Here is a 26,155-nt window from a genome sequence, read left to right as displayed (position 1 = left end):
CTTTGCGCCCATGACGGGCGCCGCAACCAAGAAGACGTTTCGAACCGCTATCGTGCCGGCCGCAGGCTTGGGCACCCGGTTCCTGCCGACCACCAAAGCCGTGCCCAAGGAATTGCTTCCGGTAGTGGACACACCGGGGATCGAGCTGGTGGCGAGCGAGGCGGCGCAGGCAGGGGCCGAACGCCTGGTGATCATCACCTCGCCGGGCAAGGAATCCGTGGTCAATTACTTCCAGCCGCAACCCGAGCTCGAAGAAACCCTCGAGCGCAAGGGCAAGACAGAGCTGCTCGAGAAGGTCCGCCGTGGCCCTGGGCTGCTGGCCGTTGAGGTCGCGATCCAGAAGGAAGCGCTGGGACTCGGTCACGCGGTGGCGCAGGCGGAACCGAACCTGACCGACGAAGACGAAGCCGTCGCCGTCCTGCTCCCGGACGACCTGGTACTCCCCGCCGGCGTGCTGAGCCGAATGTCCGAAGTCCGCGAAGCACACGGTGGCAGCGTGCTCTGCGCGTTCGACATCCCGAAGGCACAGATTTCGCCTTACGGCGTGTTCGACGTGTCCGATACCGACGACCCGGATGTCAAACGTGTGCACGGCATGGTGGAGAAGCCCGCACCCGAGGATGCCCCGTCGACGTACGCCGCGGCCGGCCGCTATCTGCTCGATCGGGCGATCTTCGACGCGCTGCGCCGCATCACTCCCGGATCTGGCGGTGAACTGCAGTTGACTGACGCCGTGGCACTGCTCATCTCCGAAGGACACCCAGTCCACATCGTGGTGCACCGCGGCGGCAGACACGATCTCGGCAACCCCGGCGGGTACATCCGCGCCGCGGTCGACTTCGCGCTCGAGCACCCCGAGTACGGGCCGTCCTTGCGGGATTGGTTGACAGAGCGGATCGGAACCACCAAGCCATGACAGAGCCCATCGGCGACGCAGCCGAGACCGAGTCCACGGCGGAGTTCCGTTCCGTCGACGAACAGATCTCGCTCACCCTGGACGCCGCCGTCCGGCCACGGCCGGTCCGGGTGGCGATCTCCGAAGCGCAGGGACTGCTCTGCGCCGAGGAAGTCGTGGCCGAGCACGCGTTGCCCGGATTCGACCAGGCGGCGGTGGACGGCTACGCGGTCCGGAGCGTCGACGTGAAGACCGCGGGGCAGGAGCCGGTACAGCTACCGGTGGTCGGCGAGATCGCCGCCGGATCCAGGCAACCCCGGCGGCTGCAACCCGGCCAGGCAGTCCGCGTCGACACCGGCGCGCCGCTCCCGACCCTTGCCGACGCCGTCGTGCCGACCGCGTACACCGATGGTCACCAGGCGAAGGTGACCGTCCATCGGTCGGTGCCTTCGGCCGGTTATGTGCGCCGCGCCGGTGAAGACGTGCAGATCGGTGACATCGCCGTCCGCAAGGGCGACACGATCGGTTCCGCGCAGGTCGGCCTGCTCGCCGCGGTCGGCCGGGCGAAGGTGCTGGTCTACCCGCGGCCCCGGGTCTCGATTGTTTCGGTCGGTGACGAACTGGTGGACATCGACCGCACGCCGTCCGTCGGCCAGGTCTACGACGTGAACTCGTACGCGCTCGCGGCGGCCGCTCGTGATGCCGGAGCTGAGGTCAGCCGGGTCGGGATCGTGTCGAGTGACCCGAAGCGTTTGCGCGAGGTCGTCGAAGGACGGCTGCTGATGTCGGAGATCGTGGTGGTCGCCGGTGGCGCCGGCGGAGGTGCTGGCGACGAGGTGCATGCCGCGCTGTCCGACCTCGGCCGGATCGACATGACCCGCATCGCCATGCATCCCGGTTCGGTCCAGGGGTTCGGCAGGCTGGGCCCGGATTCGGTGCCGACCTTCCTGATCCCCGGCAACCCAATGAGCGCTCTCGTGGTGTTCGAGGTACTGGTCCGCCCGCTGATCCGCGCGGCCCGCGGCACCCGCAACCCGCATCGCCGGGTGGTCAGCGCGCGGCTGCTGTCGCCTGTCACCTCCACGAAGGGGCGCAAGGGATTCCTGCGTGGCCAGCTTTTGCGCGACGAAGGCAACGGCGAGTATCTCGTCCAGCCACTGGGCACGTCGGGTGCGCACTTGCTCGCGTCCCTGGCCGAGGCGAACTGCCTGGTCAACGTCGACGAAGACCTCACCGAGGTGTCGGCGGGCGAACAGGTGAAGGTGACGTTCCTGGCTCAGCGCGCGTAGCGGGAAGAGGATGAGCAATCCGGCGCAGGGTGCGCCTTACCAGGTGGAAAGCCGTCATCCGGGCTGGCCGGCGCGGCTCGGGCCGATCCGTGTCGAAGCGGGGATCGTCGAGCTGCGCCCGGTGCGGTTGCGGGACGGCGGCGAGTGGAGCCGCATCCGCGTTCGTGACCGTGCGCATCTGGAAAAGTGGGAGCCGACGGCGCCGGGATCCTGGACGGACCGGAACGCGATGTGGTCGTGGCCGTCTCAATGGGCTGCTCTGCGCTCTTTGGCGAGGCGTGGGCAGTGCCTGCCATTCACGATCACCGTCGACGGACGGTTCGCGGGACAGATCACTGTGGGTAACATCATTCGGGCGTCGCTTCGCTCGGCCTGGGTCGGCTATTGGGTGTCCTCCGAGATCGTCGGTGGCGGGGTCGCGACGGCCGCGGTGGCGCTGGTCGTGGACCACGCGTTTCTTTCGTCCGGAATGCACCGGATCGAAGCGACAGTCCGACCGGAGAACGCCGCGAGCATCCGTGTCCTGACCAAGGCGGGGTTTCGCGAAGAGGGCCTGTTCAGGCGCTATCTCGATGTCGCGGGTGGCTGGCGTGATCATCTTTGCTTCGCGACTACGTCCGAAGAGTTCCCAACGGGCCTGGTAGCCCGCTTGATCGGCACTGGCAAGGCGGAGCGCGTAGAGCGCTGACAACGCACCAGGCGACGTGGCCGCGTTACCACATGGCATTGGATTCACCTAATCCAGTGACCCAATTCCTTGATCTAGGTCGGCGTGCCTCCGCCCGTTCTGTTACTCCTGTGACTAGCGTGACGACAGTAGGTGGATCGGGGGAGGTGACGGGAGATGCCCAGTTCGTTGATCATCGTCGCGCTGGCGGCGGCATGGCTCGTCGTTCTCGTGCCCATGGTCGCTCGTAAGCGTCAGCAGGTCGCCAGGACTGCGGACTCTGCGATGGCGGCCAGGGTGGTGCGGAGCGGGAGCACACGCAATGAGGCGCGGGAGGAGTTTTCCATGTCCGGCGGTGCCCAGTTCGAGAATGCGGAGCCATCAGTCGAAGACGACCTTGCAGAGCTGGAGGGCGAGCTGGAGCTGGAGGACGACCTCGAAGACGAGGAAATCGAGCCAGACCCGTTGCCGCAGCCTTCACGGCGGGTCAGCCCGCGGGCCGATTCGGGCCGCAGGTACCGGCCAGGTCGAGGCGGATACGACCCCGAAGCGGCGGAGATGGCCGCGCGGGCGAAGTACTCCTTCCGTCAGCGGGTCGTGGTGCTCCTGCTGCTGCTCGTCGTGGCGACAGCGGCCGTAGCCGGCTTCGTCATGCCGCTGGTGTGGTGGGGCAACGGAGCGGCCGACGTCATCCTCGTCGGCTACCTCGCGTACCTGCGGCGCCAGGTGCGTATCGAGGAAGAAATCCGCCAGCGCAGGCTCGCTCGGTACAACGCCACCCGCAGTCGCGCTTCGGGCCGCGAGATGGACGTTGACGATCACATGGACGACGTCGAAGTCGTGTCGGCAGCGCCACGGCGAGAGGTCGTCGAGCGCAAACCGTCCCCGACTTCGCGGCTGCGACGCCACGCCGTGGTCGTCGATCTGGACGACGAGGACCCGGCGTTCCACGAGCTCGACGAGCCGGGAACACGATCATTCCGCCGGGCGTCCGGGGAGTAACCCCCTCTCCGGACGCCCGCAAAGCGGCTGATATGCTTTGCGAGCTTCACAAGGGGCTGTAGCACAGTTGGTAGCGCGTCTCGTTCGCATCGAGAAGGTCAGGGGTTCGATTCCCCTCAGCTCCACATATTTGAAGGCCCGTGCCTGGGTAGGGCACGGGCCTTTGTTGTGTTCCGCGTTGTTTCCTGGGGGCCGTGCCCCAGACCCCCCACGGTGCGGTTGGTGTCCGACCCCGCGTTGAGGCTTCGGGTTCGCCTTGTTGTCTCGATGTGGTGATTCCGTTGGGGTGGCGTCTTTCACCTCATCGGTTGACTACGGACACGGGTATTTTTGGTGGTGCCAGATGACTATGTCCAAGGCGCGCAGGTCCGATAACGGGCGATTGTCCGGAGTGAACTTGCCTGCGGTGAGATCGTCCAAGAGGCCACGGTTGGACCTCATGTCGGCATGGAGCGTCCGGTAGAAGCTGAACGGGTTGTTCGACACGCCGTAGAAGCGGCGGACCAGTGAGTCGTAGACGGGGACCAGGCGAGGGCGCAGGCGGTGCAGCACCTTGGAAACGGTGACCGCGGTCCACTGCCTCACCGAGTCGGTACAGAAGTTCGCGTCACGGATCAGCCGTAGCGGTTCTTCGTCCAACGTGGCCAGATCCACGAAACTGGGCCCATCGAGGGTCGTCTTGTCGAGGACCCGCTGCATCGCGGCGAGTAGCGCCGCGGGCGCACTGTTGCCCTCTTGGAACAGCGGGATCACGTGGATGTTCCGCAAGCTCAGGCTCAGCAGGTTGGGCGCGAAGCAATCCAACGGTGTCAGCACGCCCGTTGAGTTGTAAAGCCTGTCGTAGGTATTGAACGCGAACGCCCCACCAGGATCCATGTATGCGCGAAGGTGCCCGCTCGCGCATTTTTCGAGATCCGCGATGCTGCTCAAGTCCCCTCCCGCCGTCGTTCCGGAAAACTGGAATCCAGTCAGACGTCGCTTTTCGGCTACCTGGTGTTACGGCCGCCGGCGTCGGGATGCGTACCGACGGGGAGGGTGATTCCGCATCGTTATGGGGTGGCTACAGCGGCGTGATTATTTGCAGATGCAGCCGCGGGTGAGGCCGCCCGACATCGTCGCGGCGCAGTAACGGGCGCTCAGGGTGTCGTGGTCCGCCGCCGGGTGGCGGCAAGTGGAGCAACGCTCGGCGTCTTCGACTATTACGTCCACTGTGGACGTTGCCGACGTGGGCAGTTCGGAGGCGGTCATGGTGCCCTCTCCAGCATATTTTGTTGTACTCGGATCGTGTCTCGGGCGCGCGACCTCGGCACCGGCGAAAATGCCGGCGCGCAAAATGGTCTCGGTTTTAGCCATGATACTCGGACTGGTCGTGTTTGGGGCACAGTGGCCTCGGTCAACGGTGCGCCATGGGCCGAAAAACAGGCCGCTTGCGTAGTATTTTCGGGTCATGTCGGAAAATCTCCAAAATGCGTTTGCCTGGAATTTTTCGAGCCAGGCGGGAAAAGTGGTTGCCGAATTCTGGTCAACCAGGTGTCGTCGCACGGAGCGGCGCTCCGACAGCGTGCAGATGCCGCAGGACATGTGCGTACGAGCTCAACAGCCTGCATTGACTGTAGGTAATTGCACGTTCCGAGCAGAACGTGTGTACCAGCTGCTGCGCGTGACGCAGGTTCGGCCGCGGCATGCTCGGAAACAGGTGGTGTTCGATCTGGTAGTTGAGCCCGCCGAGCGCGAAATCCACCCAGGGCCCGCCTCGCACGTCGCGAGACGTGAGCACCTGCTTGCGGAGGAAGTCCAGGTCGTGCCCGTCGGAAAGGGTAGGCATGCCCTTGTGGTTCGGCGCGAAGGAACAACCCATGTAAACGCCCCAAAGACCCTGGTGGACAACGATGAACACCACCGCCGTGCCGGGGGATAGAACGAGGAAGACCGCGGTGAGGTAGACCGCGACATGCACTACGAACAGGCCGGCTTCCAACCAGCGTGACTTCAGCTGGTTGCGCCAAACGGCCTCGGCGCTGGCGAAGTGGAGGTTCATCCCTTCCAGCAGCAGGAGGGGGAAGAACAGGAAGGCCTGGTGCTTGGCCATCCACCGCAGGAGCCCCTGTTTGGTACCGGTTTGGCGAAGCGAGAACGCCAGCGCGGGGATGTCGAGATCAGGGTCTTTGTCCTCGTGGTTGGGGTTGGCGTGATGGCTGCTGTGCTTGTTCACCCACCAGCCATAGCTGATTCCGACCAACCCGGCGTGGGCATAGCCGACCAGGTCGTTGGCGCGCCGGGTCTGGAAAATCTGCTTGTGCCCGGCGTCGTGGCCGATGAACGACAGCTGGGTGAACATGAGCGCCAGGAACGCGGCGGTGAACAGCTGCCACCACGAATTGCCGATGTACACGAAGGCCACGCAAGTACCGGCCAGAGCGAGCAGGTTTAGCAAGATTTTCGCCACGTAGTAGCCACGCCTGCGGTCCAGCAGCCCTGCTCCGGTGATCGTGCGGCAGAGCTCCGCGAAGTCGCTACCTGCTCGTTGAGGTGCTGTGGCCACGCCTTGCAGTGGTGAACGATTAGAAGAATGCATCCCGGAGCTCCTGCCCGTGCGGAAGTTTCGCCGGGGTCCGGGGCGTTGCGAACTTTCGAAGCGAACCGCTCGAGAAGGCCCGCGATGATTCTTCAGCGTGTCATCGCTTAGGCCGTCGTGCAAGGCAGCCGACCTGACGATCGGATGACGGAATCGCGAACTGGGAGCTACTCGTACCCAACCCAGCTGCCACGAGCAGCCAAATGCGCGCGTACGACGGACGCTCCGGTCGTGCTGGCGACCAGCCGCCGAGGATTGGAACAAGCGGACATCTGAAGCAGCAGTAAGGACCTGACAGTGCGTGTGGTTCGGAGCGCGGGGAGAAAGCCGGGTGATCGATGAGCGCCAGCACCGGAAGTCGCTCTTCCCGCTGCTGGAAAACTGATCCGGACACCCACGGTGAACCCCTCGTAGCCAGGCGGCGGCCAGGTGCCACCGATCCGTCATGCCGGGGTCCGAGGCTGACAGGCACCAACTTAGCAACGCTGCCGGGGCTCCACCCGTGCGCTGCGTCACTCGAAACCGTTCTGAGACTGGCAAGGCCAAGCCGTGGTGAAAGGCTCCGCCAGGTGTACGAATCGCGCGTACCCTGACTGTCCTACCGGACCGTAAAGGGTCGGTGTGGCCGATCTGGTCCCCGTCGGCTCGCTGTCCGCGAGCCTGCCTGAGGTGGTCCATGACCGGCCTCCGTGAATTGACCGACACCTTGGTCGCCATCGTGAGCGAGGGTGGTGCGGCACCGCAGCGGATCTATCGCGGTTTGCGTCGACGAACTCCCCGTGACCGGCGCCGCGATTTCGCTCGTGGCCGGAGACGAACGCCAGGAACCCGTTTTCGCGACGGATCACGTTGCCGGCGAACTCGACGAGTTGCAGTTCAGGCTCGGCGAAGGGCCGAGTGTCGAGGCGTCCACCCGGTGCCGGCCGGTGCAGGTCACCGATCTCGCCGATATCAGCGACTCCCGCTGGCCGATGTTCGCTGTGGCCGCCCGCCGAACCCCCGCCCGTGGGATGTATGTGTTCCCGCTGCATGCGGGTACTACCGGCGTCGGTGTGCTGGCGCTCTACCACGTCGAACCCGGCGTCTTGCCCACCTCGGACATGGGAACTGCACTGTGTGTTGCCGATGCGGCTTTCTGGGCGTTGCTGGGACTGTTGTCAGCCGCGACACCGGACCGGGGCAAGGCGAAAACGGTGGCCGCTCCGCGTGACTGGCTCACCGGTGCGCCGCTGTATCGAACTGAGGTGTACCAGGCGATCGGGATGATCATCGCCCAACTGGACGTCAGTGCCGAGAACGCCTTGGCCAGATTGCGTGCCCATGCGTTCGTCCACGGACCGTCGCTCGCCGAAGTGGCCCGAGACGTCGTGACCCGTCGTCTGCGGTTCGACAAGGAGGAAAAATAACCGCCCTTCCAGAGGATCGTGAGAAAACGCTCGGAGCGGCTTTGTGGGTTTGGCGGACCGCTGCGGAAACGTCCGATCCGTGACCGCGACATGCTCGCCGAACAGCTCCAAGGCCCGGTGACCAGCCGGGTGATCACCGAACAGGCCAAGGGAGTGCTGGCCGAACGCAGCGGTCTTGACCTGCCCGATGCATTCGCTGCCGTTCGAAGCCGCGCCAGGCGACGAATCGACGGCTCATGTGCGCGTAAACGCTGGCCGGCTCAGCGAGCCGGGATGGCAGCTCGCCCTCCGCGGAGGCCGGTGGTCCCCAGGTTGGCTCGCTCACCCGCGACGTGACCGTCGAGGTACCCACTGCCGGACAGACGGCGTGGCGGTGCCGTCTGAAGGTTGCCGAACTGGTCGTCGTAAGCGTCCTTGACCAAGGCGTTCCTGTCGCGGAGAACCAGTTCCGCTGATTGCCCGCCTGTCTGGGAGGCACTGTGCTCTTGAGTGGCGTTTGCTTCGCTCTTTTGGAGCCGTACGTGGACGGCTCCGGCGAATCCGTGCAGCCAAGTTCTCCGGTACGCGGCGAGCGACTCACCCCGGAAGGCGTTGACCGGCCGGACGCGTGTCAGCTGCGTTGTCGCTTGGAGCAACAGACTGGTGAACAACAGCTCGACCCGCTCGAGATCCGAGCGGAAACCGAAGACCGTCACCGCGGTCACCGTCTGCCCCCAGCGGTGCAGGAGAGCACGGCAGCGCAGCGGATGCGCGATATTGGTCAGCAGCCCCGCCTTGTCCCGGCTGTACGGATTGTCGAGCGAGATCTTGATCGTGGTGATCTCGTCGGCGCTGGTGCCGGCCGCGGCGAGCATCGCCCGGTCGATGCCGTAACGGGCGATCAGCTGCGCGGCCTTGGTGTTGTAGGACTCGGCTTCGGCCTCCGTGACGGCCGGATCTTCGGCTTTCGCGAGCAGCTTGCGCACTCTCGCCAGCAAAGCGTCGTGGTCGAGCATGGTCTCCCTAACTATCCAGAATTTGGTGACCTTGTTCCTACTCGGTGGGTCTGACATTATTCGCACACGTGTTCGGGTGAGGGTAGATCGGGGGCGTGTTCGTCGGGAAAAATCTGGTCGTCGGGGTGTCGCTTTCAAGCGGAGGGGCCGCCGTGAACTGCACTCATTGGTGGGAAGAAAAGCGTATTGAGCTGGGAGGCTGGCTTCACGGCACGGGTTGCTGTCAGCCGCGCGGCCGGACCAAGCCGGTTTCATAAGCGATCACGACGGCTTGTGCCCGGCTGGAGATGCGGAGCTTGCTCATCACCCGGTTCAGGTGGGTTTTCACGGTCGCTTCGCTGACTCTGAGTTCGGTCGCGATGTGGGCGTTGCCGTTCCCTTTCGCGACCAGCCGGAGCACCTGGAGTTCTCGGTCAGTCAAGCAGGCCAGTTCCGGCGAGGGGTCCGCCTGCTCCGGAGGTGAGTGTGTGAACGCCTCGACGAGCCGACGCGTGATGGTCGGACCGAACAGCATGTCTCCACGAGCTACGGCTTGGATGCCTTCGATCAGCATGGCTGTCGGGCTGTCTTTGAGAAGGAAACCAGACGCCCCTGCCCGCAACGCGGTGTAGACGTATTCGTCGAGATCGAACACTGTCAGCATCAGCACGCTCGGTTTGTCCGGTCCGGACTCGGCCAGAATCCGTTCGGTCGCCCTGATGCCGTCTAATTCCGGCAACCGGATGTCCATCAAGATGACGTCAGGCCGCAGTTCGAGTGCTTTTTGGACCGCATCCACGCCGTTCGCGGCCTCACCGGCGACGTGGATCCCCGGCACGAAACCGAGCAACGCGACGAAACCGGCACGGACCAGGTCCTGGTCGTCCACCACCAATACGCTGATCACTCGGTTCGCTCCCCGACCTCTTCCGGCTCGTTCGCCGAGACAAGGTGTCCGGCATGCGGATAGGGCAGTGTCAGGATGATTTCGAACCCCACTCCCGGCCGTCGCCCGATCTCGATCACGCCACCGTACATTTCGGCTCGTTCGCGCATGCCGATCAGGCCGTGGCCAGCCGGATTCGGCGCGGTGACGCGTTCGCCGAAATCCGTGACCCGCAAGGTGAGGTTTTCCTTGTGGTAGATCAGGCAGAGTTCGGCGGTCGTGGTGCCGGCGTGCTTGAGCACGTTGGTCAGCGCTTCCTGGGCTACTCGGTACGCGCAAAGCTGTTGCCCTGGAGGCAATTGCCGAGCTGTGCCGGAAACAAGCAGTTCGACCGGGACACCGGCGTCCCGAATCGTCGAAGCCAGCGCAGAGAGGTCCGATAGTCCCGGCTGCGGCCGATAGACGCCGGGTTCGGTCTCCTCATCAGGCTCGTAACGGGGCGGGCGGAGCACACGCAGCAGCCGGCGTAGTTCGTCGAGAGCTTCGGTCGTGGTACCGGCGATCGTGTCCAGCGCGCTGCGGGTGGTTTCCGGAGTGGAGTCGAGTACGTAGCGGGCAAGGTTCGCCTGCACCGAAATCACCGAAAGGTGATGCGATACGACGTCGTGCAGTTCTCGGGCGATCAGCAGCCGTTCCTCGGCCACGGCTTGTTCCGCTTCCAGTTGGACCTCTCGTTCGATCCGGTCGGCTTTCTCCGCCGCTTCGGCGAGTCGTTGCGAGCGGCTTCCAGCGGACCGTCCGATGACGACGGCCGCTGTCGTTTGGACAAGCGCGATCACCATGTCGCCGATCGGTGACTCGGACCGTCCGATGAGCACACTGATGTCGAAGGTCACCAACGACGCCCCGGCCGCGGTGAGCGCTGTCGGAAGCGGATGCCGGACGCATACCGTGTACAGCGCGATCAGTGCGGCGGGCTGCCCGAGAATGCCTCGGTAACCCATGGCATAGAACGCGCCCATCGACAAGGTGATCAAGGTAAGGGTGCTGAGTGGAAACCTGCGCCGGAGAAGGAGCGGTGCGGCGCCGAGGATGGCGAGCCCGTACGCCGCCGCATCTGTCGGCTGACCGAAGTTCCCGTTGTGAGGCGCCGTTCCCAGCAGTTGAAGGACGGTCGCGCCCACGGCCAGGAGAACGTCGGTGAAGTGCGGCCGCGAGTCGAGCGTGTGGCGGAGCCGCGCGATGATCGCAGACACGCTGAGACGCTACCGCTGTCGCGGGTGAATCCCAATCCTCTGCAGCGCTGGTTGGAGAAGCTCGGGACGACATACCGCGTAGGTTTACCACTACGGTTGGTATCGCTGGTACGCGTCGACGGCTAGCGTTCCGGGTGAATGGTTACCCATTCCCTGGACCTCGGCGAAGAGGGTGACCCGACCTGGGTGGGGAGCCTGATGGTCCACCTTCTTCGCCGGGGCGAAGTCCGGCTGTGAGTGCTTGTCCGGCTGCCGTAAGTTGCCGACTCCCATCGAGCTTCGGATTCAACCTTCGTGTCCAGGTTTGGCGTCCACGCCCGGTCGTTGCGAAGTTCGAGTGGCCGGAACCGTGCGAAAGGACCGTTCGCGCGGATTTATCAGAGGAAATCTGCCTGCGCTGCAAATGACCCTTGACTGGATTTGCTTACTTCGGTAAATGGCGAATATTCGCCAAGGGCAAGGATTTTTGCAAGTGGCGGGCGAGCTGTGCAATTTTTGTCGGTGGTGATCCTTATGGTCGTCCGGTGTCTAATTCAAATGGTTCATTCGTTGGCAAGTCGGCTGTCGGGGGCGTTGATTCGAAGGATCTTGGGAAAAAGTCAAGGATCCCGCCAGATGTCGACCTTCGGAAGCTGAGATCGGATCCGAAATTACTGAAAAATCTTCAGCCGCCAGGCTTGCTGGGAGTCATCCGGGAGGTGAAGGCTGAGATTGAGAAGCTTCAGGCATTGCTGGTGAGGACTGTCGCCGAGTTGAGTGAGCAAAGAGCAGATTCGGATGTGGTCGTGGGTGAAGTCGCGGCGGAGCTGTCTTTGTCGGCGGACGATGCGCGCAGAAGCATCGTCGACGCCGAGGCGTTGACGTCCCGGTTGCCCAGGACGCTGGTATTGATGGAGGCCGGGGAACTGGACCTGGAGCGGGCGGCGAAGGTGTGTGGCGCGACGGCGAGCCTTTCGGACGATGATGCCCGGAAGGTGGATGAGGCTCTGGAGAAGCGTTTGCCAGGCAAAGACGCCACTCAGGTGCAGAAGGCTGCGGCGTATGTGGCACGAAAGGTCGATCCTGGCGGGCCCGAGCGACGTACACGCAAGCGAGACAGGTCGCGACGGATCGCGGTGACCTACCACCGGATAGGGACAGCTTCGTTGTCGATCACCAATGCCTCCGTGGGAAGGGTGAATGCCGCCTTCGAGCGTGTTGACCGTTTGGCACGTGAGTTTCGAGGCGAAATGCGGTCGCGGACTTTGGACGAGTTGCGGGCGGATGTCGCGATCGGATTGCTGATAGGCGATGTTGAGTCTGGGGCTGAACCGCCGCCGGCGACGGAACCATTTTCTTCAGCTGCCTCGCGGCGGAAAAGACCGCGTCAGGGAGGATTCGGATTGGGCTGGCTGCGCAGATCGAGGCGGGCAGAGAGGAAGTCCAGCAGTGGTTGAGGTGCAGGGCTGCGCGGCATTACTCACGCCCCCAGATAGGCGTCCAGTGTCACGGCGAGAGGAATGTCGACCGTAGGTGTGAAGGACGCACTGGATAGTCCACCCCACAGCCAAAGCCCGGCCAATCCGTGTAGTGAAGCCCAGAGGGAGGCGGCAATCAGCCGAGAATCCGTGTCAGGATGCCAGCCTTCGCCTTGGACTTCGCCGACCAGCTTGGCGAACAGTTCGAACACTGCGCTGCTCTTGCTGGACAGGCCTGGATTCTGGGGATCGATCAGGTCGTGCCGGAACATCAGCTCGAACATTGCCGGGTTGGCCAGTGCGAAGTCGATGTATCCCCGGCAGGCGGCGACGAGTCGGTCGCGGGGCGTGGATTCAGGCAGGTTTTCGCCGCGTTCGAGCAAATTGGTGAAGCCGACGGTGGCGACGGCCGAGAGTAGTTCGGCGCGGCAGGTGAAATGGCGCAGTGGTGCGCCATGCGAGACACCCGCGGCTTTGGCGATCCCTCGGAGTGTCACCGCTTGCACGCCCTCTTCGCTGAGCAGTGCGGTCGCGGTGGTGATCAGGCGGTGCCGCGGGCCCATGCGTCAACTTCGTCCACTCGTACCGGAAGCAGTTCGGGGCGCTTCGGGAGGCAGCCGTCGCCGGGTGAGCGTCCGATGAGGCGGTTGCGTGTTCTGGTGACGGCGACCGGGAGCACTTCCTGGCAGAGCCATCGTGCGTCGGCACGCCAGCCTGCCCGGCTCGGCGTGCCGGGCAATGGGTGCAGCCAGGACTGGTCGAAGGACACACCGAGGCTGCTGAGTACGTGTGCGGCCAGCTTGCGGTGGCCGGATTCGGAGAGGTGGAGTCTGTCGGAACCGAAGTAGCGGGAGTCCTTGGCTGCTTGGTCCGGCCAAAGGTCCACGAGAAGCGCCCGGTGGCTGATGGCGGCTTCGCGGATGGCGTTGTTGAGGGCTTCGAGGCGGGGGCGCATTCGCCAGCCCATCGGCATCCGGTGTGAGATGTCGCTGAGGGTGAAGACAACGACGGTCGGGGCGAGTTCTGTGGCCATGCGGATGGCGTTTTCGACCCGGCCGGCCACGGCACGGGGGTTCCAGCCGCGGGACATCACGTCGTTGCCGCCGCCGAAGAGCGCGATGAGATCCGGGTTCAGTTCGGCCGCGGTGGGCATCTGCTCGGCGACGATCTGGTCGAGACGTCGGCCGCGGACGCCGAGGTTGGCGTATCGGAACGTGGGGTCATCCAGGGCCAGGCGACCGGCGACGAAATCTGCCCAGCCGCGGTACTGGCCCCCGCTGGGGTGCGGATCGTCGAGACCTTCTGTGCAACTGTCGCCGAGGGCGACGAATCGTTGGTAGCTCATTCAGGTCTCTTTCACCGTTCGTTCATCTTGTAGACACTGTCTATCAAACCTGGGTAGACGCTGTCTACTTCTTGATTGTTAACCAAGATATATCGGCTTCCGATATATTGAGCGCATGGCTTCGCGGACGATGACCGAACAGGCCTTCTTCACGTTGACGGCGTTGGTGGGGGCACCCCGGCATGGTTACGGGATCTTGGGTGAGGCCGCCGAGCTCTCCGAAGGGCGGGTGCAACTCAAGGTGGGCACGCTCTACGGCGTCCTGGACCGGCTGGTCGGGGACGGCTTGGTCGAGTTGGACCGGGAGGAGGTCGAGCAGGGCCGCTTGCGTCGGTACTACCGCTTGACCGACTCCGGTGGCATCGCGCTCGCCGCGGAAGTCGAGCGTCAGACGGCGAATGCGCGTGCGGCGTCGGACCGGCTTCGGACCTGGCGTCCGGCTCGACATGGGGGTGTGGGATGACCGAGCTTGAGCAGCGGCACAGATCGCTTCTTCGCGTGCTCCCGCCGGCTATCGGGAAAATGGGCCGACGAGATGGTCGCGACGTTTCTCGAAAGCATGGCGACCGACGCCGTCGAAGACGCCGAGTACGTAGCCGAATTCGGTAAACCGAGCTGGGCGGAAGTCGTCAGTGTCGTTGCGCTGGCAGTCCGGTTGCGGCTCGGAGGCGGGGCATCGTCTGCGAGGTACTTCGCGTGGGGTGCGGCTGTGCGGATCGTCGCGCTGGTAGGGCTGCTCGTGAACGCGTTGCTGGCGACGGCGAGTGTCGAGTTGTAGTTCTGGGATGCGGGGAGCATTCCGTGGCTTCCGGTGCCTGGCGGAGTGAGTCCGGCGGATCCGTTGCCGATTTTGGGAAATCTCGCCGGATTGCTGTGGGTTGTCGCGTTTCACCGGGACGCCCCAGCGGTCTCGCACCAGCCGTGGTTGATCGCTGTTGGCGTCGGGGTTGTCGCGAATCCGCTTCCGGTGCTCGCGGTTTTGACGCCACCGGATCAGCTGCTCCTCCTGGACTGACCCGGGACTTTGCTGTTTGGCGATTGTGTTGGTGGCGATGACTTATCTGGTCGTTCCCGCGTTGCGATCGTCCGCCAGGTTCTTGGCTCTCGCGTTACTTGCAGTGCTCGCCTTCACCTTGCATCGTGTCACTTTGCTGTTCTTCGAATCTGCACCCACGGGCTTGAGTCTCGTTGCATTGGTCGCGGTTTTGGTCGTGGCTGTTTCAGCCGCGAAACTTGCCGCGCAAGGTCTTCGTCGCTTGCCGCAGGTGATCTCACGCGGGTGAGCTCTGGTCGATCCGAGCGCTCAATGCTCGACAGCCAATAGCGGCAACAGCTGTGGGCGTCGGGGCAGACGTCCGTCGCCTGGCTCGGTGCCGGTGATCCGATAGCGGATCCGGCGGCCGAAGAAGGGAAGGATCTGCTTGCATAGCCAGGTTGTGTTGCTTCTGAAGCTGGGCGAGCCCGCTGCGCCAGGCAGCGGGTCGAGCCAGGATGACGGGAACGAGAGGCCGAGTTTTCCCAGTGTGTAGGCGGCGAGTCTGCGGTGACCCAGTTCGGACAGGTGCAGCCTGTCCGACCCGAAGTAGCGGGAGTCTGTGACGGCTTGTTCGTGCCAGAGGTCGACCAGTAGTGCGCCGTAGCTGACGGCTGCTTCGCGGATCGCGTTGTTCAGGGCGTCGATCCGGGGGCGCATCCGTTCTCCGAGCGGCATGCGGCGCGCGACGTCGCTGAGGGTGAAAACCACGACGGTCGGTGCGATCGAGGTGGCGGCGCGTATTGCGGCATCTGCTCGGAGGGCGACAGTCGGGGAATTCCAGTGCCGGTGCATCACGTCGTTTCCGCCACCGAACAACGCGAGGACGTCGGGGGCGAGCCTTGCCGCGGCCGACATCTGTTCCGCGGTGATCTGGTCGAGGCGCTTTCCGCGCACGCCAAGGTTCGCGTAGCGGAAATCCGGCTCATCCAGCGCCAGGCGCCCGGCGACGAAATCCGCCCATCCCCGGTACTGACCGTTTTCGGGATGTGGGTCGTCGAGACCCTCGGTGCAACTGTCGCCCAGCGCGACGAATCGGCGGTAGCCCATGGTGGCCTCATTTCGTCCACGATCACTTCATGTACATCTGTATAGCAGGTGAAGTGTGCGGGAACCCGCAGATTGCCCCCTAAAGACGCCCCTACCCGCGAAACAGTTGGGCCACCTCGACTCGGGGATCGAGGTGGCCCAACTGCGTTTCGAAATCATGCCCTCAGCGAGTGCATGCTGAACAGGTCGCGGGCGACGGCGGTTAGCGCACCGCCCGCGACCTAGCTTGGTTACTTCCAGTCGACCTGGGGCGAGCGGTAGAAATCGATGCCCTGCGCGGACCATCGCGGGCTCTGCTTGGCGAGCCTCACCCGGTAGGTCTCCCAGTTGTGGGACGCCTTTGCCGACCAGCCGAGTTCGGCGATCCCGGGAAGCCGCGGGAAGGCCATGTACTCGATGTTGTCGCTGGTCACCAGGGTCTCCGACCAGAGCGGAGCCTCGACCCCGGCGACCTGGCTCTCACTGACACCTTGGATGAAGGTGCCCGGATCCCAGTCGTAGGCGTCCTTTACTTCGATGAGGGCAGCCCAGTCCTGCCCGAGCGGGCTCTCTGGGTTGTACTTCATGTCCAGGTACGCCTTGTTGGCCGGCGACATCAGGATCTTGTTGCCACGCGCCGCCGCGGCGGCCACGTCCGGGCTCGCGTCGGTCGTGTCCCAGTACTGCGGGATCGCGCTGGTCGGCGGGTTCGCCTTGGCGAACTCGTGCCAGCCGGTCACGAGTTTGCCGTACTTCGCGACGATCGGGAAAACCTTCTGTTCGAAGGTCTGGTAGTCCTCCGGAGTCGTGGCGTGGGCTTCGTCGCCGCCGATGTTGATGTACTTGCCCGGTGTCAGCGCCGACAGCTCACGGACGACATCGTCGATGAACGTGTACGTGATCGGCTTGTCGATGCAGAGCGAGCTGTAGCCGACCTCGGTGTCCGTACGAACAGGCACGGCCACACCGTCGCAGTTGAGTTCCGCGTAGGACGCCTGCGCGGCGTTGGTGTGCCCCGGCATGTCGATCTCGGGGACGACCGTGATGTGCCGCGAGGTCGCGTACTTCACCAGATCCTTGTACTGCTCCTGGGTGTAGTAGCCGCCCTTGCCGCCCCCGACGGCGGTCTTGCCGCCGAAGGTCGCCAGTTTCGGCCAGCTCTTGATCTCGATCCGCCAGCCTTGGTCGTCGGCCAGGTGCAGGTGCAGCGTGTTGATCTTGTACTGCGCGATCTGGTCGATGTAGGTCTTGACCTGGTCCGGGGTGAAGAAGTGGCGAGCCACGTCGAGCATCGCGCCGCGGTAGCCGAAGCGCGGGTAGTCGAGGACGCTGCCGCCGGTAATGGTCCACGTCTGATGCTGCACGGTCTTGGCGTCGATCGATGCCGGAAGCAGTTGGCGCAGTGTCTGTACGCCGGAGAACAAGCCGTCCGCGGTGTTCGCGCGAATCTTCACACCGGTCTTGGTGACGTCGAGCTGGTAGCCCTCAGTGCCGACGCGCTTGTCGGCGCCGCGGAGTTCGAGGGAGATCGACGGCAGCGGCAGGTTGTTCCACGCGATGACGGGCAGCGGATAGCCGGTCGCCGGGCGGAGCTGGCCCGCCAGGTAGTCGCCCACCTGTTTCGCAGCGGCCGACCCTGGCTGCGTGCTGATCACGGTGAGCGGCGAGAGCCGGAAGTTCGAGTTGGCGTTCGCCTTGGCTTCGACAGGCACGGGCACCACGTCGGTAACGGAACGTTCCGCTGACGGCTGATGGGAAGCCGTGTCGGCCGCCGCTGGGTTGGCCAGCGCGGGCAGGCCGAGTGTCGCGAGACTCAGCACAGTCGCACTCAGCATGCCGGTTTTGGACAAGCGCTTCCGCACGGGAGTACCTCCGATGAGGACTAGAAGAAGTCCTTAAAGGTATAGACCAATGCGGTCGTGCGCACAACGTCCGAACGGATGGTGGTCCGTACCAGTCAGCCTCCCGGCCGCAGGACCGAGCGCAGCTTGTCCAGCACGCCGGCGTCCTCGATGGTCGACGGAACGGCCTCGTCCCGGCCGTCCGCGATCCCTCGCATGGTCTTGCGCAGGATCTTGCCCGACCGGGTCTTGGGCAGCGCGTCCACGACGGACACGTCGCGGAACGCGGCCACCGGGCCGATGTCTCGCCGGACCAGTGCGACGAGTTCCTCACGCAGGGTTCTCTCGTCGACGGTCACGCCCGACTTGAGCACGACCAGCCCGCGAGGCAGCTGTCCCTTCAGCTGATCCTTGACGCCGATCACCGCGCACTCCGCGACGGCTGGGTGCGAGGCCAGCACAGCCTCGATCGAGCCGGTGGACAGGCGATGGCCAGCCACGTTGATCACGTCGTCGGTCCGGCCCATCACGAACAGATAGCCGTCTTCGTCGAGATAGCCCGAATCCCCGGTCAGGTAGTAGCCGTCATAGCGCGACAGGTAGGCCTCGACGTACCGGTCGTCGTCGCCCCACAGCGTCGGGAGCGACCCGGGCGGGAGCGGGAGTTTGAGCGTAATCGCGCCTTCTTGGCCCGCGGGCAGCTCTTCGCCGGACTGGTCCAAAACGCGCACGTCCCAGCCGGGCACCGGTTTTGTGGACGAACCAGGCTTCACCGGCATCGGCTCCAGGCCGCGGAGATTCGCCGAAATCGGCCAACCGGTCTCGGTCTGCCACCAGTGGTCGATCACCGGCGTACCCAGTTTTTCGTGCGCCCAGCTGTAGGTTTCCGGGTCCAGCCGTTCACCGGCCATGAACAGCGTGCCGAACTTCGACAGGTCGTAGTTGGCCAACTCGCTCGCGTCCGGGTCGACTTTCTTGATCGCCCGGAGCGCGGTCGGCGCGGTGAACAGGGCTTTCACGCCATGGTCGGCGATAACGCGCCAAAACGCGCCGGCGTCGGGCGTTCCGACGGGCTTGCCTTCGTAGAGCAAAGTCGTCGCCCCGACCAGCAACGGCGCGTAGACGATGTAGGAGTGTCCGACGACCCATCCGACGTCGGATGCCGTCCACCAGACGTCGCCTGGGCCGATGTCGTAGATCGCGCCCATCGACCAAGCCAGCGCGACGGCGTGACCACCGGTGTCGCGCACGACGCCCTTGGGCTTGCCGGTGGTGCCCGACGTGTAGAGCACGTAGAGCGGATCGGTCGCCGCGACGGGCACCGGCCCGACGGGTGACGCGTCCTTGACGAGCTCGTCCCAGTCGACGTCGGCAGCACCGAGCTCGGCCTGCGCCGCGTTCCGCTGCAGGACGACGACCTTGTCCGGGCGGTGGTCCGCTGCCTCGATCGCGGCGTCGATGATCGGCTTGTATTCGACGATCCGCGTCGGCTCTATCCCGCAGGACGCGGCGACGATGACCTTCGGCTTGGCGTCAGAGATCCTGGCCGCGAGTTCTTTTGGTGCGAAACCGCCGAAAACCACCGAATGCACCGCGCCGAGCCGCGCACTCGCGAGCATGGCTATCACCGCTTCGGGCACCATCGGCATGTAGATGAGTACCCGGTCGCCCTTGGCGACACCCAGCGACGCCAGCGCCCCGGCAAAAATGGCGACTTCATCGCGAAGTTCGGTGTAGGTGTAGCGGCGGACGCCGCCCGTGACCGGCGAATCCCAGATCAGCGCGGTGCGCTCGCCGTTGCCGGCCTCGACATGGCGGTCCAGCGCGTTGTACGACGTGTTCAGCTCTCCGTCGGGAAACCAGCGATAGAGCGGTGCGCCGGCCGAATCCAGCGCACGCGTCGGTGCGCGGGTCCAGTCGATCGCTTCCGCCGCCTCGAGCCAGAACCCCTCAGGGTCGTCCAGGCTGCGGCGGAACTGCTTGTCGTACTCGCCCATCGAGGGGCCTCCTCGTCATCAAGCCGGTCGCCCCCATCATCACCCGGATGGGCGCGACTCGCGAGGCCGCCGGTTCAGTTTCCGCCGAACATCCGCTGGACGTGCTCGGAGATCTTCGTCACCATCTCGGTGAACTGCGAAAGCCTGCCCCACAGGCTCTTGACCTTCTCCCACCTGCTGAGCGTGACGGCCGCGGGAACGTCGTCCGCGATCTCCGGATCCCTGTGCCTTCCGGATGTCTTCGTCGAGGTTGTCGTCGATCACCGCACGTTTGTCGACGTCTGTAGCCGCAACCTTCGTGCGCAGCTCGGCGAGGAGCGCGGACACCTTTCGCGTCGATCCCGCCGCGGTCCGTGCGCTGGCGGAAATCGCTCCGCGGTTCTGGCCGCCTTGCACGACGGTGTTCTGGCTGCCGTTGATGGTGACGTCGTTGTTGATCACAACGGCAGCTGGGTGTCGACGACCCTCAGCTCGTGGGTGCCGCGAGTGAGTTGCTCGATGAGGTCCGCTCCGGAAGCCGATGGATCTGGCACCCGCAGGGCACGGCGGCGGCGCTCGCCACGGCCGCGGTCGTCGGTGGATTGGTCTCGGTGGCGATCGCGGCGCTGGCGGGAAGTCCGTTGCTCGCGGGAGCCGCGGCGGTGCTCAGCAGTGGGCTGCTCGCGCTGGTCGTGCTGCGATTCCGTCGAGAGACGTGGCGGGTCCGGGCGGACGGGCTCAAGATGGTGGTATGGCAGCCGGGCATCTGACCCGGCAACCGTGCGACCCTCCCGTGCGTCATAAGCTGAACCGGCAAAGAAACGGTCGGCACCAACGAGATTGAGGGGAGCGGCGAGTGGGCGGATTCGCGAGCTCGCTGTTGTCCTTCGCGCACACTCTGTTCGGGCCGGGCTTCTGCCCGGGCGACTGGGTGCTGGCGACGAGCACGGCAGGTGCACTGATCGCGCTGTCGCCGATCGCGGCATCGGTCATCGTCGCGATCGTTCGCAAGGGCACCGGCAATCGCTACGACGCGACGACACTCACGATCTTCGGCTTTATCGGCGTGTTGTTCGTGCTGGTGTTCCCGTGGCTGCTGACGACCGGCGTTTCGGAGACGTATCGCGCGGTCAAGGCGGGTGAGTCGTCGGGCCTTTCCGCGGCGGAGGTCGCGACCTTCAGCAAGGACTACTGCCTCGGCGTCCAGTCGGACTACCTCGGCCAGGGCCAGAACGTCTACGAGACGCTGTTCTACCCGTCGGGCCAGGGCCTGGAGTACGGCTACTACCTGATCGCGCTGCTCGTTCTGCCGGCGGCTTCGCTGCTCTTCGTGATGATCCAGGCACGCACCGCGTTCCGCCGGGGCCCGAAGTGGCCGTCACGTTTCATCTGGATCCCCTTCGTCCTGCTCTTCGTGTGCATGGCGCCGGTCGAGGCCAACACCGCCGTGCACCTGTGGCTCGGCTTCCTGCCGTTCAGCGTGCTCGGGATCATCCCGGTGGTCCTGGTCGGGCCGCCGCCGTGGTCGGTCATCAACCGGCCGGACAAGCCGGAACCCGAGCCGTACCGGCCGCCGCCCCCGCCGCCTTCCCAGGTGCAGCCCAAGCCACGGCCGCCTCTTCCGCCGCCCCCTCCGCCGTCGAAGCAGTACGCGCCGACGTCTCTTGCGCCCGCTGCTGAGCCTGCCAACCAGCTGGCGGCCGCTCCCGGGCCGATACCGGCACCTCCGGGGTCGAGAAGTGCGGGCAGCAGCCGCTATCGCCGCGTCAAGCAGCTCGGGGCCGGTGGGTTCGGCACGGTCTGGGAGGCCGTGGACACCCAGCTGAACCGCACGGTCGCGCTCAAGATCGCGCACAAGCCGGATCGCGACACCGAAGAACGAATGCAACGTGAGGCGAGGGCGCTCGCCGCGGTCAATCACCCGAACTGTGTCCGGGTGTACGACCTGGTCGAGGAGCCCGACGGCCTCGCGCTGGTCATGGAATATCTGCAGGGCAAGGCGTTGGCGGAAATCGTCGACAACCAGGGCATGCTCGACGACGTCGCTGCAGGTCGCCTGTGGGCCACCATGTCGGGTGCGCTCGCGGCGGCCCATGAGAAGGGCGTCCTGCACCGGGACGTCAAGCCGTCGAACGTGATCGTCGACCCCAACGGTTTGGCGCATCTGATCGACTTCGGGATCGCCCGCAGTCAAGGCGATTCGAAGCTCACCGCGACCGGGATGATGATCGGTACGCCGGACTTCGTCGCGCCGGAGACGGCGATGGGCGCACCGGCCAGCCCGGCGTCCGACGCCTGGCAGCTCGCCGCGACCATCAGCTACGCGCTGTCCGGTCAGCCACCGCGCGGAACCCGTGAGACGCCGATGGCCGCGCTGATGGCCGCCGCTCGCTCCGAGCCGGTTTCGTACCTGCCGCGGCGGAGTGCGCACGCGCGCATCCTGATCGCGTCGCTGGATTCGGAACCACGCCGTCGCCCGACGCTGAACGCGGTGCGTCGCGAGGTAGAGGGCTGGCTGGCGCGGGCAGGGAAGTCCGCCGACGGCCCGGTTACCCGAATCGTGCCACGCCAGTCCCGCTGACCCGGCCGGTCGTGAACTACCCGTAGACGGATTTCCGCTACGGGACCTGAGCCGTGGCCAGAATTTCGCTACGGGGAGATCGGGCGTCGCCGGATTTCGGCTAACGCCAGGACGGAAGCCACATTTCGGCTTGCCAGTGCTCGTTGGTGATCGGATCGCCGTTGAGGATCGGCCACAGCCACGCGAAGTTCGCCACCACCAGGCCGACGTACAAGGCGACGACGAGCAGACCGGTGCCTCTTCGCTCGAAACCACGACGTGCGCTGCCGAGGATCTGCCCCAGCACCAGCGTCAGCCCGAGGATCAGGAACGGCGCCATGGGGGTGGCGTAGAAGAAGTACATCTGCCGGTCGATGTTCATGAACCACGGCAGCAGGCCGGCGAAGTACGCGACGAGCACGGCGGCGTAGCGCCAGTCGGCACGGAAGATCGACCGCCACAGGCCCCAGCCGAGCATCGGCAGCGCCAGCCACCACATCGCCGGGGTACCGATCAGCATAGTGGCGCTCACGCAGGTCGATTCGCCGCAGCCGGTGGTGGAGCCCTCGTAGTAATAGAGCATCGGCCGCAGGCCCATCGGCCACGTCCACGGTTTCGACTCCCACGGATGCGGGTCGTTCTTCGGCGTCACCAGTGATTCGTGGAAGTGCAGCACGTTCATCATGTAGTCGCCGAGCGAACGCATCGCCGGGGGGAAGAAACCCCACATCCCCGGGTCGATGTTCTTGATGACGACGTAGTTCCGGTCGGTCGCGGTTTCGCTGGCGAACCAGGCCCAGTAGCTGCTGAGATAGATCACGATCGGGATCGCGACGATCGCCCAGAGCGCGGGCAGGACGTCCCGGATCAGGGTGCCGAGCCACGGATGTTCCACGCCGGCCGCGCGGCGCGCGGTGACGTCGAAGGCGACGCACAGCAGCCCGAAGGCGGCCATGTAGTAGAGGCCGTTCCACTTGATCGCGAACGACAGCCCGACCATGACGCCGGCCGCGAAGCGCCACCAGCGGAAACCAAGCCGCGGGCCGTAGGGAGATTCGTCCGCCCAGCTTTCGCGGACGGCTGTCGCGAGCCGTTCGCGAACCTGGTCGCGGTCGCGCAACAGGCAGGCGAACGCGGCGACGACAAAGATCGCCAAGAAGATGTCGAGCATTCCCATGCGGGACGACAGGTGCAGAACGCCGTCGCAGATCGCCAGGATCCCGGCGATCGCGCCGAGCAGGGTGGAGCGCGTCAGGCGACGGGCGATACGGATGATGAGCAGGATGATGATCGTGCCGGCGATCGCGGCGCTGAACCGCCAGCCCCAGCCGTTGTAGCCGAACATCCACTCGCCCATGGCGATCAGCTGTTTGGCCAGCGGAGGGTGGACGACCAGCTCGTAGCCGTAGTTGTCCTCGTAACCACCGTTGCGCAAAACCTGCCACGCCTGCGGGACGTAGTGCTTTTCGTCGAAGACCGGGCTGCCCTTGTCGGTGGGGAAGCCCAGGTTCTGCAGCCGGATGATCCCGCCGATGAGCGTGATCACCAGCGTGACTATCCAGCCACGCAGGCGGTCGGTCGGCATGGGCTTGCCCAGGAGGGTCGCTTCGCGGTCGGTAGGGGGCCGGAGCGCCTCGACCGGGTCCGGCCGCACGCTCTCGTCGTCGGCGCGCGTCAGCAGTGCGGTCACGGGAGGTGATCCTACGGGCGAGTGGGTGAATTCGTCGTCGGAGTGCGTAAGAGCGGAACTTCGCGCAAGATCACCTTCGGATTCGCGATTTCGACGCGAACCGTCACCGGGGTGTTCCGGTGCGGTCGGGCTAGCTGTGCCAGGGTGGGCGTCATGGCTGTCGTGCAGGTCAGGAGTGCGCGTGTCGGTGACGGCCCGGGCTGTGCCGAAGTGTGGAGTGATGCGGGGGAGCACTTTGCCCGGATCAACCCCGATCTCGCGCAGATTCCCGTTGTCACAGGCCTCGCGGACTGGTTCGACTCGGCGTGTGAAGTGGCCGCGCGCCGCGATGAGCAACTGTTTCTGGTCGCGACTCTCGACGGTGAGGTCACCGGGTTGCTGCTGGCGCGGCTTCAACAGGCCACGGCCAGTGCGTCGTTTCAGCTCGACAAGGATCTCGGCCGGACCAGAGTGGAGGTCACCGCGCTCGCCGTTTCGCGAAAATATCGCCGCACGGGTGCCGGGACCGCGCTGATGGAGGCGGCCCAGAAGTGGGCGCTCGCGGCCAGTGCGGAGATCATGGTGCTCGAAACCGAGGTCAACAACGAGCTGTCGGTGCCGTTCTACCGGGACAGGATGGGCTTCACCGCCAGGCTGGTGACTTTCCGGAAAGACCTCCGAGGCTAGGCCGCGTCCTGTAAATCTCGCTCGCGGTCCCCGTACCGCCAGGAACCACCTGGATCACGGAGCCCATCGACCAGACTTTCCGGACACGACCTAGGCTGGCGCGATGAGCTCGGGAGACGGTCATTCGCCGAAGAATGGCCGCCTTGTACTGGCGGCCACGCCGTTGGGCGATGTCGGAGACGCCTCGGCGCGACTCGTCAGCGCCATCTCGACGGCCGATGTCATCGCCGCGGAGGACACGCGGCGATTCCTCACCCTCGCCGGCTCGCTGAACGTGAAGCCGACCGGCAAAATCGTCTCTTTCTACGAGGACGTGGAAACAGCGCGTTTGCCCAAACTGCTCGAATCGATTCGTGACGGTTTGACGGTTTTGCTCGTCACCGACGCGGGGATGCCGAGTGTGTCGGACCCGGGGTTCCGGCTGGTCGCGGCTTGTGTCGAAGAAGACCTGCCGGTGACATGCCTGCCTGGGCCGTCCGCGGTGACGACGGCGCTCGCGCTGTCCGGCCTGCCGTGTGACCGGTTCTGTTTTGACGGATTCGCGCCACGGAAGTCCGGTGAGCGGGCGAAGTGGCTGGGTGAGCTGGTGAACGAGCCGCGGACCGTGGTGTTTTTCGAGTCACCACATCGGCTGGCGAGCACGCTGGAAGACGCCGTGAAGGTGCTCGGTGGCGACAGGCGCGCGGCGGTTTGCCGAGAATTGACCAAAACCTACGAAGAGATCCGGCGCGGGCCGTTGTCCGAGCTCGCCGAGTGGGCCGCGGAGGGCGTTCGTGGCGAAATTTCGGTTGTGCTCGCCGGGGCGGAGCCGCGTGGAATCAGTGTGTCGGAGCTGGTCGACGAGGTGAAGGAGCGGGTTTCCGCAGGTGAGCGACTGAAGTCCGCCGCCGCCGAAGTCGCCGGGGCCGCCGGTGTTTCCAAAAAAGAGCTATACGACGCCGTGTTGCTGTCTCGCCGCAACTAGCTCAAGAGTGTGGCGATCGCGGCGCGAGCTTTCGTGGCGTCGGGATCGCCACCGGTGATGACGTCGGTGTAGATGAACGATTCGGCGATGCGGACGATCAGGTAAGCCAGATCGGGGACCGGGAGCGGCGGGCTGAGCTCGCCCGCCTCGATCTCGGCGTTGAGCAGCTCTTCGAGTTTCGACATCGTGCGGCCCTGGATCACGCTGGCCTTCGTGGTGAGAATCCGCAACGCGCGTTCCGGCTCGCGGAGCAGGAACGCGCGAAAGGCCGGGGCGTCGTTCACTGTTCGCACGAATTCGCCTACGACGTCCGCGATCCTCTCGGCGCCGGTGCCCTGCGCCGACCGAGACCGGGCGTTGAACACGTCCTCGGTCATCGACCAGAGGATCTCGCCGAGCAACTGGTCGCGGTTTCCGACCCACCGGAACAGCGTCGCCCGGCTGATTTCGAGTTCGGTCGCGAGTTCGCCGACATCGACGCGGCGGCCGTCGAGAAACCAGCGACGGGCGACACGAAAGGCGTGCAGGGCGTCCGGCCGCTCTGTGCGGTCGGCACGGAGCAGGCGGGTGAGTTCGGTTTCGATGGGGCGAAACATATCATGGGCTGTCTCGCCGATGAGACATATGAGAGAATGTCTCATCCC

27 protein-coding genes and 1 tRNA gene are annotated in these 26,155 nt (G+C 65.1%); 15 read left to right on the top strand and 13 right to left on the bottom strand.

Features of this window, described 5'->3' with window-relative positions; genetic code table 11:
- The first annotated feature begins 10 nt into the window (after window positions 1-10).
- From VGP60_RS10435 to VGP60_RS10415, 5 genes are all read left to right on the top strand, one after another.
- Complete coding sequence (locus VGP60_RS10435) at window positions 11-916, top strand: UTP--glucose-1-phosphate uridylyltransferase (RefSeq protein ID WP_327547711.1); 906 nt, start codon at window positions 11-13, stop codon at window positions 914-916.
- On the top strand, window positions 913-2,184 hold the full coding sequence (glp, locus tag VGP60_RS10430; RefSeq protein WP_327547710.1) for a gephyrin-like molybdotransferase Glp: 1,272 nt from the start codon (window positions 913-915) through the stop codon (window positions 2,182-2,184). The genes VGP60_RS10435 and glp overlap by 4 nt, the downstream gene beginning before the upstream one ends.
- A gap of 10 nt (window positions 2,185-2,194) precedes the next feature.
- Window positions 2,195-2,872, top strand: coding sequence for a GNAT family protein (locus VGP60_RS10425; RefSeq protein WP_327547709.1), 678 nt, complete (start codon window positions 2,195-2,197; stop codon window positions 2,870-2,872).
- 156 nt (window positions 2,873-3,028) lie between these two features.
- Entirely contained in the window at window positions 3,029-3,853 is an 825-nt protein-coding gene (gene glpR, locus VGP60_RS10420) for a gephyrin-like molybdotransferase receptor GlpR (RefSeq protein WP_327547708.1), read from the top strand.
- Between the two features lie 52 nt (window positions 3,854-3,905).
- Window positions 3,906-3,978, top strand: a tRNA-Ala gene (locus tag VGP60_RS10415).
- 187 nt (window positions 3,979-4,165) lie between these two features.
- Here VGP60_RS10415 and VGP60_RS10410 read toward each other — a convergent pair.
- The 3 genes from VGP60_RS10410 to VGP60_RS10400 all read right to left on the bottom strand — a co-directional run bounded on the left by VGP60_RS10410 (window position 4,166) and on the right by VGP60_RS10400 (window position 6,428).
- Entirely contained in the window at window positions 4,166-4,783 is a 618-nt protein-coding gene (locus VGP60_RS10410; RefSeq protein WP_327547707.1) for a DUF6308 family protein, read from the bottom strand.
- 144 nt (window positions 4,784-4,927) lie between these two features.
- On the bottom strand, window positions 4,928-5,101 hold the full coding sequence (locus tag VGP60_RS10405) for an RGCVC family protein (protein ID WP_327547706.1): 174 nt from the start codon (window positions 5,099-5,101) through the stop codon (window positions 4,928-4,930).
- Window positions 5,102-5,375: 274 nt separating this feature from the next.
- Window positions 5,376-6,428, bottom strand: a complete 1,053-nt coding sequence (locus tag VGP60_RS10400) for a fatty acid desaturase family protein (RefSeq protein WP_414640321.1) — start codon at window positions 6,426-6,428, stop codon at window positions 5,376-5,378.
- Between the two features lie 728 nt (window positions 6,429-7,156).
- Between VGP60_RS10400 and VGP60_RS10395 the strand changes: the two genes are divergently transcribed.
- Both VGP60_RS10395 and VGP60_RS41675 read left to right on the top strand, forming a co-directional pair.
- A complete protein-coding gene (locus VGP60_RS10395; protein WP_327547704.1) occupies window positions 7,157-7,834 on the top strand; it encodes a GAF and ANTAR domain-containing protein in 678 nt (225 codons plus the stop codon).
- Between the two features lie 90 nt (window positions 7,835-7,924).
- A complete protein-coding gene (locus tag VGP60_RS41675; RefSeq protein ID WP_414640320.1) occupies window positions 7,925-8,170 on the top strand; it encodes an ANTAR domain-containing protein in 246 nt (81 codons plus the stop codon).
- Here VGP60_RS41675 and VGP60_RS10390 read toward each other — a convergent pair.
- The 3 genes from VGP60_RS10390 to VGP60_RS10380 form a co-directional block, all read right to left on the bottom strand.
- Entirely contained in the window at window positions 8,095-8,829 is a 735-nt protein-coding gene (locus VGP60_RS10390; protein WP_327547703.1) for a DUF2786 domain-containing protein, read from the bottom strand. The two genes, VGP60_RS41675 and VGP60_RS10390, sit on opposite strands and share 76 nt — an antisense overlap.
- A gap of 223 nt (window positions 8,830-9,052) precedes the next feature.
- Window positions 9,053-9,715, bottom strand: coding sequence for a response regulator transcription factor (locus VGP60_RS10385; protein WP_327547702.1), 663 nt, complete (start codon window positions 9,713-9,715; stop codon window positions 9,053-9,055).
- Window positions 9,712-10,950, bottom strand: a complete 1,239-nt coding sequence (locus tag VGP60_RS10380) for a sensor histidine kinase (RefSeq protein ID WP_327547701.1) — start codon at window positions 10,948-10,950, stop codon at window positions 9,712-9,714. The genes VGP60_RS10385 and VGP60_RS10380 overlap by 4 nt, the downstream gene beginning before the upstream one ends.
- Before the next feature lie 410 nt (window positions 10,951-11,360).
- Here VGP60_RS10380 and VGP60_RS10375 point away from each other — a divergent pair, with 410 nt between their 5' ends.
- A complete protein-coding gene (locus tag VGP60_RS10375) occupies window positions 11,361-12,386 on the top strand; it encodes a DUF222 domain-containing protein (protein ID WP_327547700.1) in 1,026 nt (341 codons plus the stop codon).
- 23 nt (window positions 12,387-12,409) lie between these two features.
- Here VGP60_RS10375 and VGP60_RS10370 read toward each other — a convergent pair whose 3' ends face one another.
- Both VGP60_RS10370 and VGP60_RS10365 read right to left on the bottom strand, forming a co-directional pair.
- A complete protein-coding gene (locus tag VGP60_RS10370; RefSeq protein ID WP_327547699.1) occupies window positions 12,410-12,970 on the bottom strand; it encodes a TetR/AcrR family transcriptional regulator in 561 nt (186 codons plus the stop codon).
- On the bottom strand, window positions 12,949-13,752 hold the full coding sequence (locus VGP60_RS10365; RefSeq protein ID WP_327547698.1) for an SGNH/GDSL hydrolase family protein: 804 nt from the start codon (window positions 13,750-13,752) through the stop codon (window positions 12,949-12,951). The genes VGP60_RS10370 and VGP60_RS10365 overlap by 22 nt, the downstream gene beginning before the upstream one ends.
- Before the next feature lie 115 nt (window positions 13,753-13,867).
- On the opposite strand from VGP60_RS10365, the gene VGP60_RS10360 reads away from it, so the two are divergent.
- The 3 genes from VGP60_RS10360 to VGP60_RS10350 all read left to right on the top strand — a co-directional run bounded on the left by VGP60_RS10360 (window position 13,868) and on the right by VGP60_RS10350 (window position 15,035).
- Window positions 13,868-14,215, top strand: a complete 348-nt coding sequence (locus VGP60_RS10360) for a PadR family transcriptional regulator (RefSeq protein WP_327547697.1) — start codon at window positions 13,868-13,870, stop codon at window positions 14,213-14,215.
- A gap of 6 nt (window positions 14,216-14,221) precedes the next feature.
- Window positions 14,222-14,530 carry a hypothetical protein gene (locus VGP60_RS10355; RefSeq protein WP_327547696.1) on the top strand — a complete coding sequence of 103 codons (309 nt, stop codon included), beginning with the start codon at window positions 14,222-14,224 and terminating at the stop codon, window positions 14,528-14,530.
- A gap of 253 nt (window positions 14,531-14,783) precedes the next feature.
- Window positions 14,784-15,035 carry a hypothetical protein gene (locus tag VGP60_RS10350; protein WP_327547695.1) on the top strand — a complete coding sequence of 84 codons (252 nt, stop codon included), beginning with the start codon at window positions 14,784-14,786 and terminating at the stop codon, window positions 15,033-15,035.
- Between the two features lie 20 nt (window positions 15,036-15,055).
- Here the strand turns inward: VGP60_RS10350 and VGP60_RS10345 are convergent, their stop codons facing one another.
- From VGP60_RS10345 to VGP60_RS10335, 3 genes are all read right to left on the bottom strand, one after another.
- Entirely contained in the window at window positions 15,056-15,835 is a 780-nt protein-coding gene (locus VGP60_RS10345; RefSeq protein WP_327547694.1) for an SGNH/GDSL hydrolase family protein, read from the bottom strand.
- Between the two features lie 230 nt (window positions 15,836-16,065).
- Window positions 16,066-17,649 (bottom strand): beta-N-acetylhexosaminidase, encoded by a 1,584-nt coding sequence (locus VGP60_RS10340; protein WP_327547836.1) that lies wholly within the window; start codon window positions 17,647-17,649, stop codon window positions 16,066-16,068.
- A gap of 122 nt (window positions 17,650-17,771) precedes the next feature.
- Window positions 17,772-19,652, bottom strand: coding sequence for a propionyl-CoA synthetase (locus tag VGP60_RS10335; RefSeq protein WP_327547693.1), 1,881 nt, complete (start codon window positions 19,650-19,652; stop codon window positions 17,772-17,774).
- Window positions 19,653-20,125: 473 nt separating this feature from the next.
- Here VGP60_RS10335 and VGP60_RS10330 point away from each other — a divergent pair, with 473 nt between their 5' ends.
- Together VGP60_RS10330 and VGP60_RS10325 are read left to right on the top strand one after the other, a co-directional pair.
- Window positions 20,126-20,401 (top strand): hypothetical protein, encoded by a 276-nt coding sequence (locus VGP60_RS10330; RefSeq protein WP_327547692.1) that lies wholly within the window; start codon window positions 20,126-20,128, stop codon window positions 20,399-20,401.
- An 86-nt stretch (window positions 20,402-20,487) separates the two neighbouring features.
- Window positions 20,488-22,212, top strand: coding sequence for a serine/threonine-protein kinase (locus VGP60_RS10325; protein WP_327547691.1), 1,725 nt, complete (start codon window positions 20,488-20,490; stop codon window positions 22,210-22,212).
- Window positions 22,213-22,312: 100 nt separating this feature from the next.
- Here VGP60_RS10325 and VGP60_RS10320 read toward each other — a convergent pair whose 3' ends face one another.
- The gene (locus VGP60_RS10320; protein ID WP_327547690.1) at window positions 22,313-23,881 is read right to left on the bottom strand and encodes a dolichyl-phosphate-mannose--protein mannosyltransferase; all 1,569 of its coding nucleotides are present in this window, start codon (window positions 23,879-23,881) and stop codon (window positions 22,313-22,315) included.
- A 153-nt stretch (window positions 23,882-24,034) separates the two neighbouring features.
- On the opposite strand from VGP60_RS10320, the gene VGP60_RS10315 reads away from it, so the two are divergent.
- Together VGP60_RS10315 and rsmI are read left to right on the top strand one after the other, a co-directional pair.
- Window positions 24,035-24,547 carry a GNAT family N-acetyltransferase gene (locus VGP60_RS10315; protein WP_327547689.1) on the top strand — a complete coding sequence of 171 codons (513 nt, stop codon included), beginning with the start codon at window positions 24,035-24,037 and terminating at the stop codon, window positions 24,545-24,547.
- Window positions 24,548-24,650: 103 nt separating this feature from the next.
- Window positions 24,651-25,511 carry a 16S rRNA (cytidine(1402)-2'-O)-methyltransferase gene (gene rsmI / locus VGP60_RS10310; RefSeq protein WP_327547688.1) on the top strand — a complete coding sequence of 287 codons (861 nt, stop codon included), beginning with the start codon at window positions 24,651-24,653 and terminating at the stop codon, window positions 25,509-25,511.
- Here the strand turns inward: rsmI and VGP60_RS10305 are convergent.
- The gene (locus VGP60_RS10305; protein ID WP_327547687.1) at window positions 25,508-26,107 is read right to left on the bottom strand and encodes a QsdR family transcriptional regulator; all 600 of its coding nucleotides are present in this window, start codon (window positions 26,105-26,107) and stop codon (window positions 25,508-25,510) included. The two genes, rsmI and VGP60_RS10305, sit on opposite strands and share 4 nt — an antisense overlap.
- Window positions 26,108-26,155 lie beyond the last annotated feature (48 nt).

The sequence above is a fragment of the Amycolatopsis sp. genome, from assembly GCF_036008905.1.
In the GTDB taxonomy this organism is placed as follows: Bacteria; Actinomycetota; Actinomycetes; order Mycobacteriales; family Pseudonocardiaceae; genus Amycolatopsis.
The sequence above is the reverse complement of the archived record's forward strand: the minus strand, read 5'-3'. Positions and strand labels throughout refer to the sequence as shown.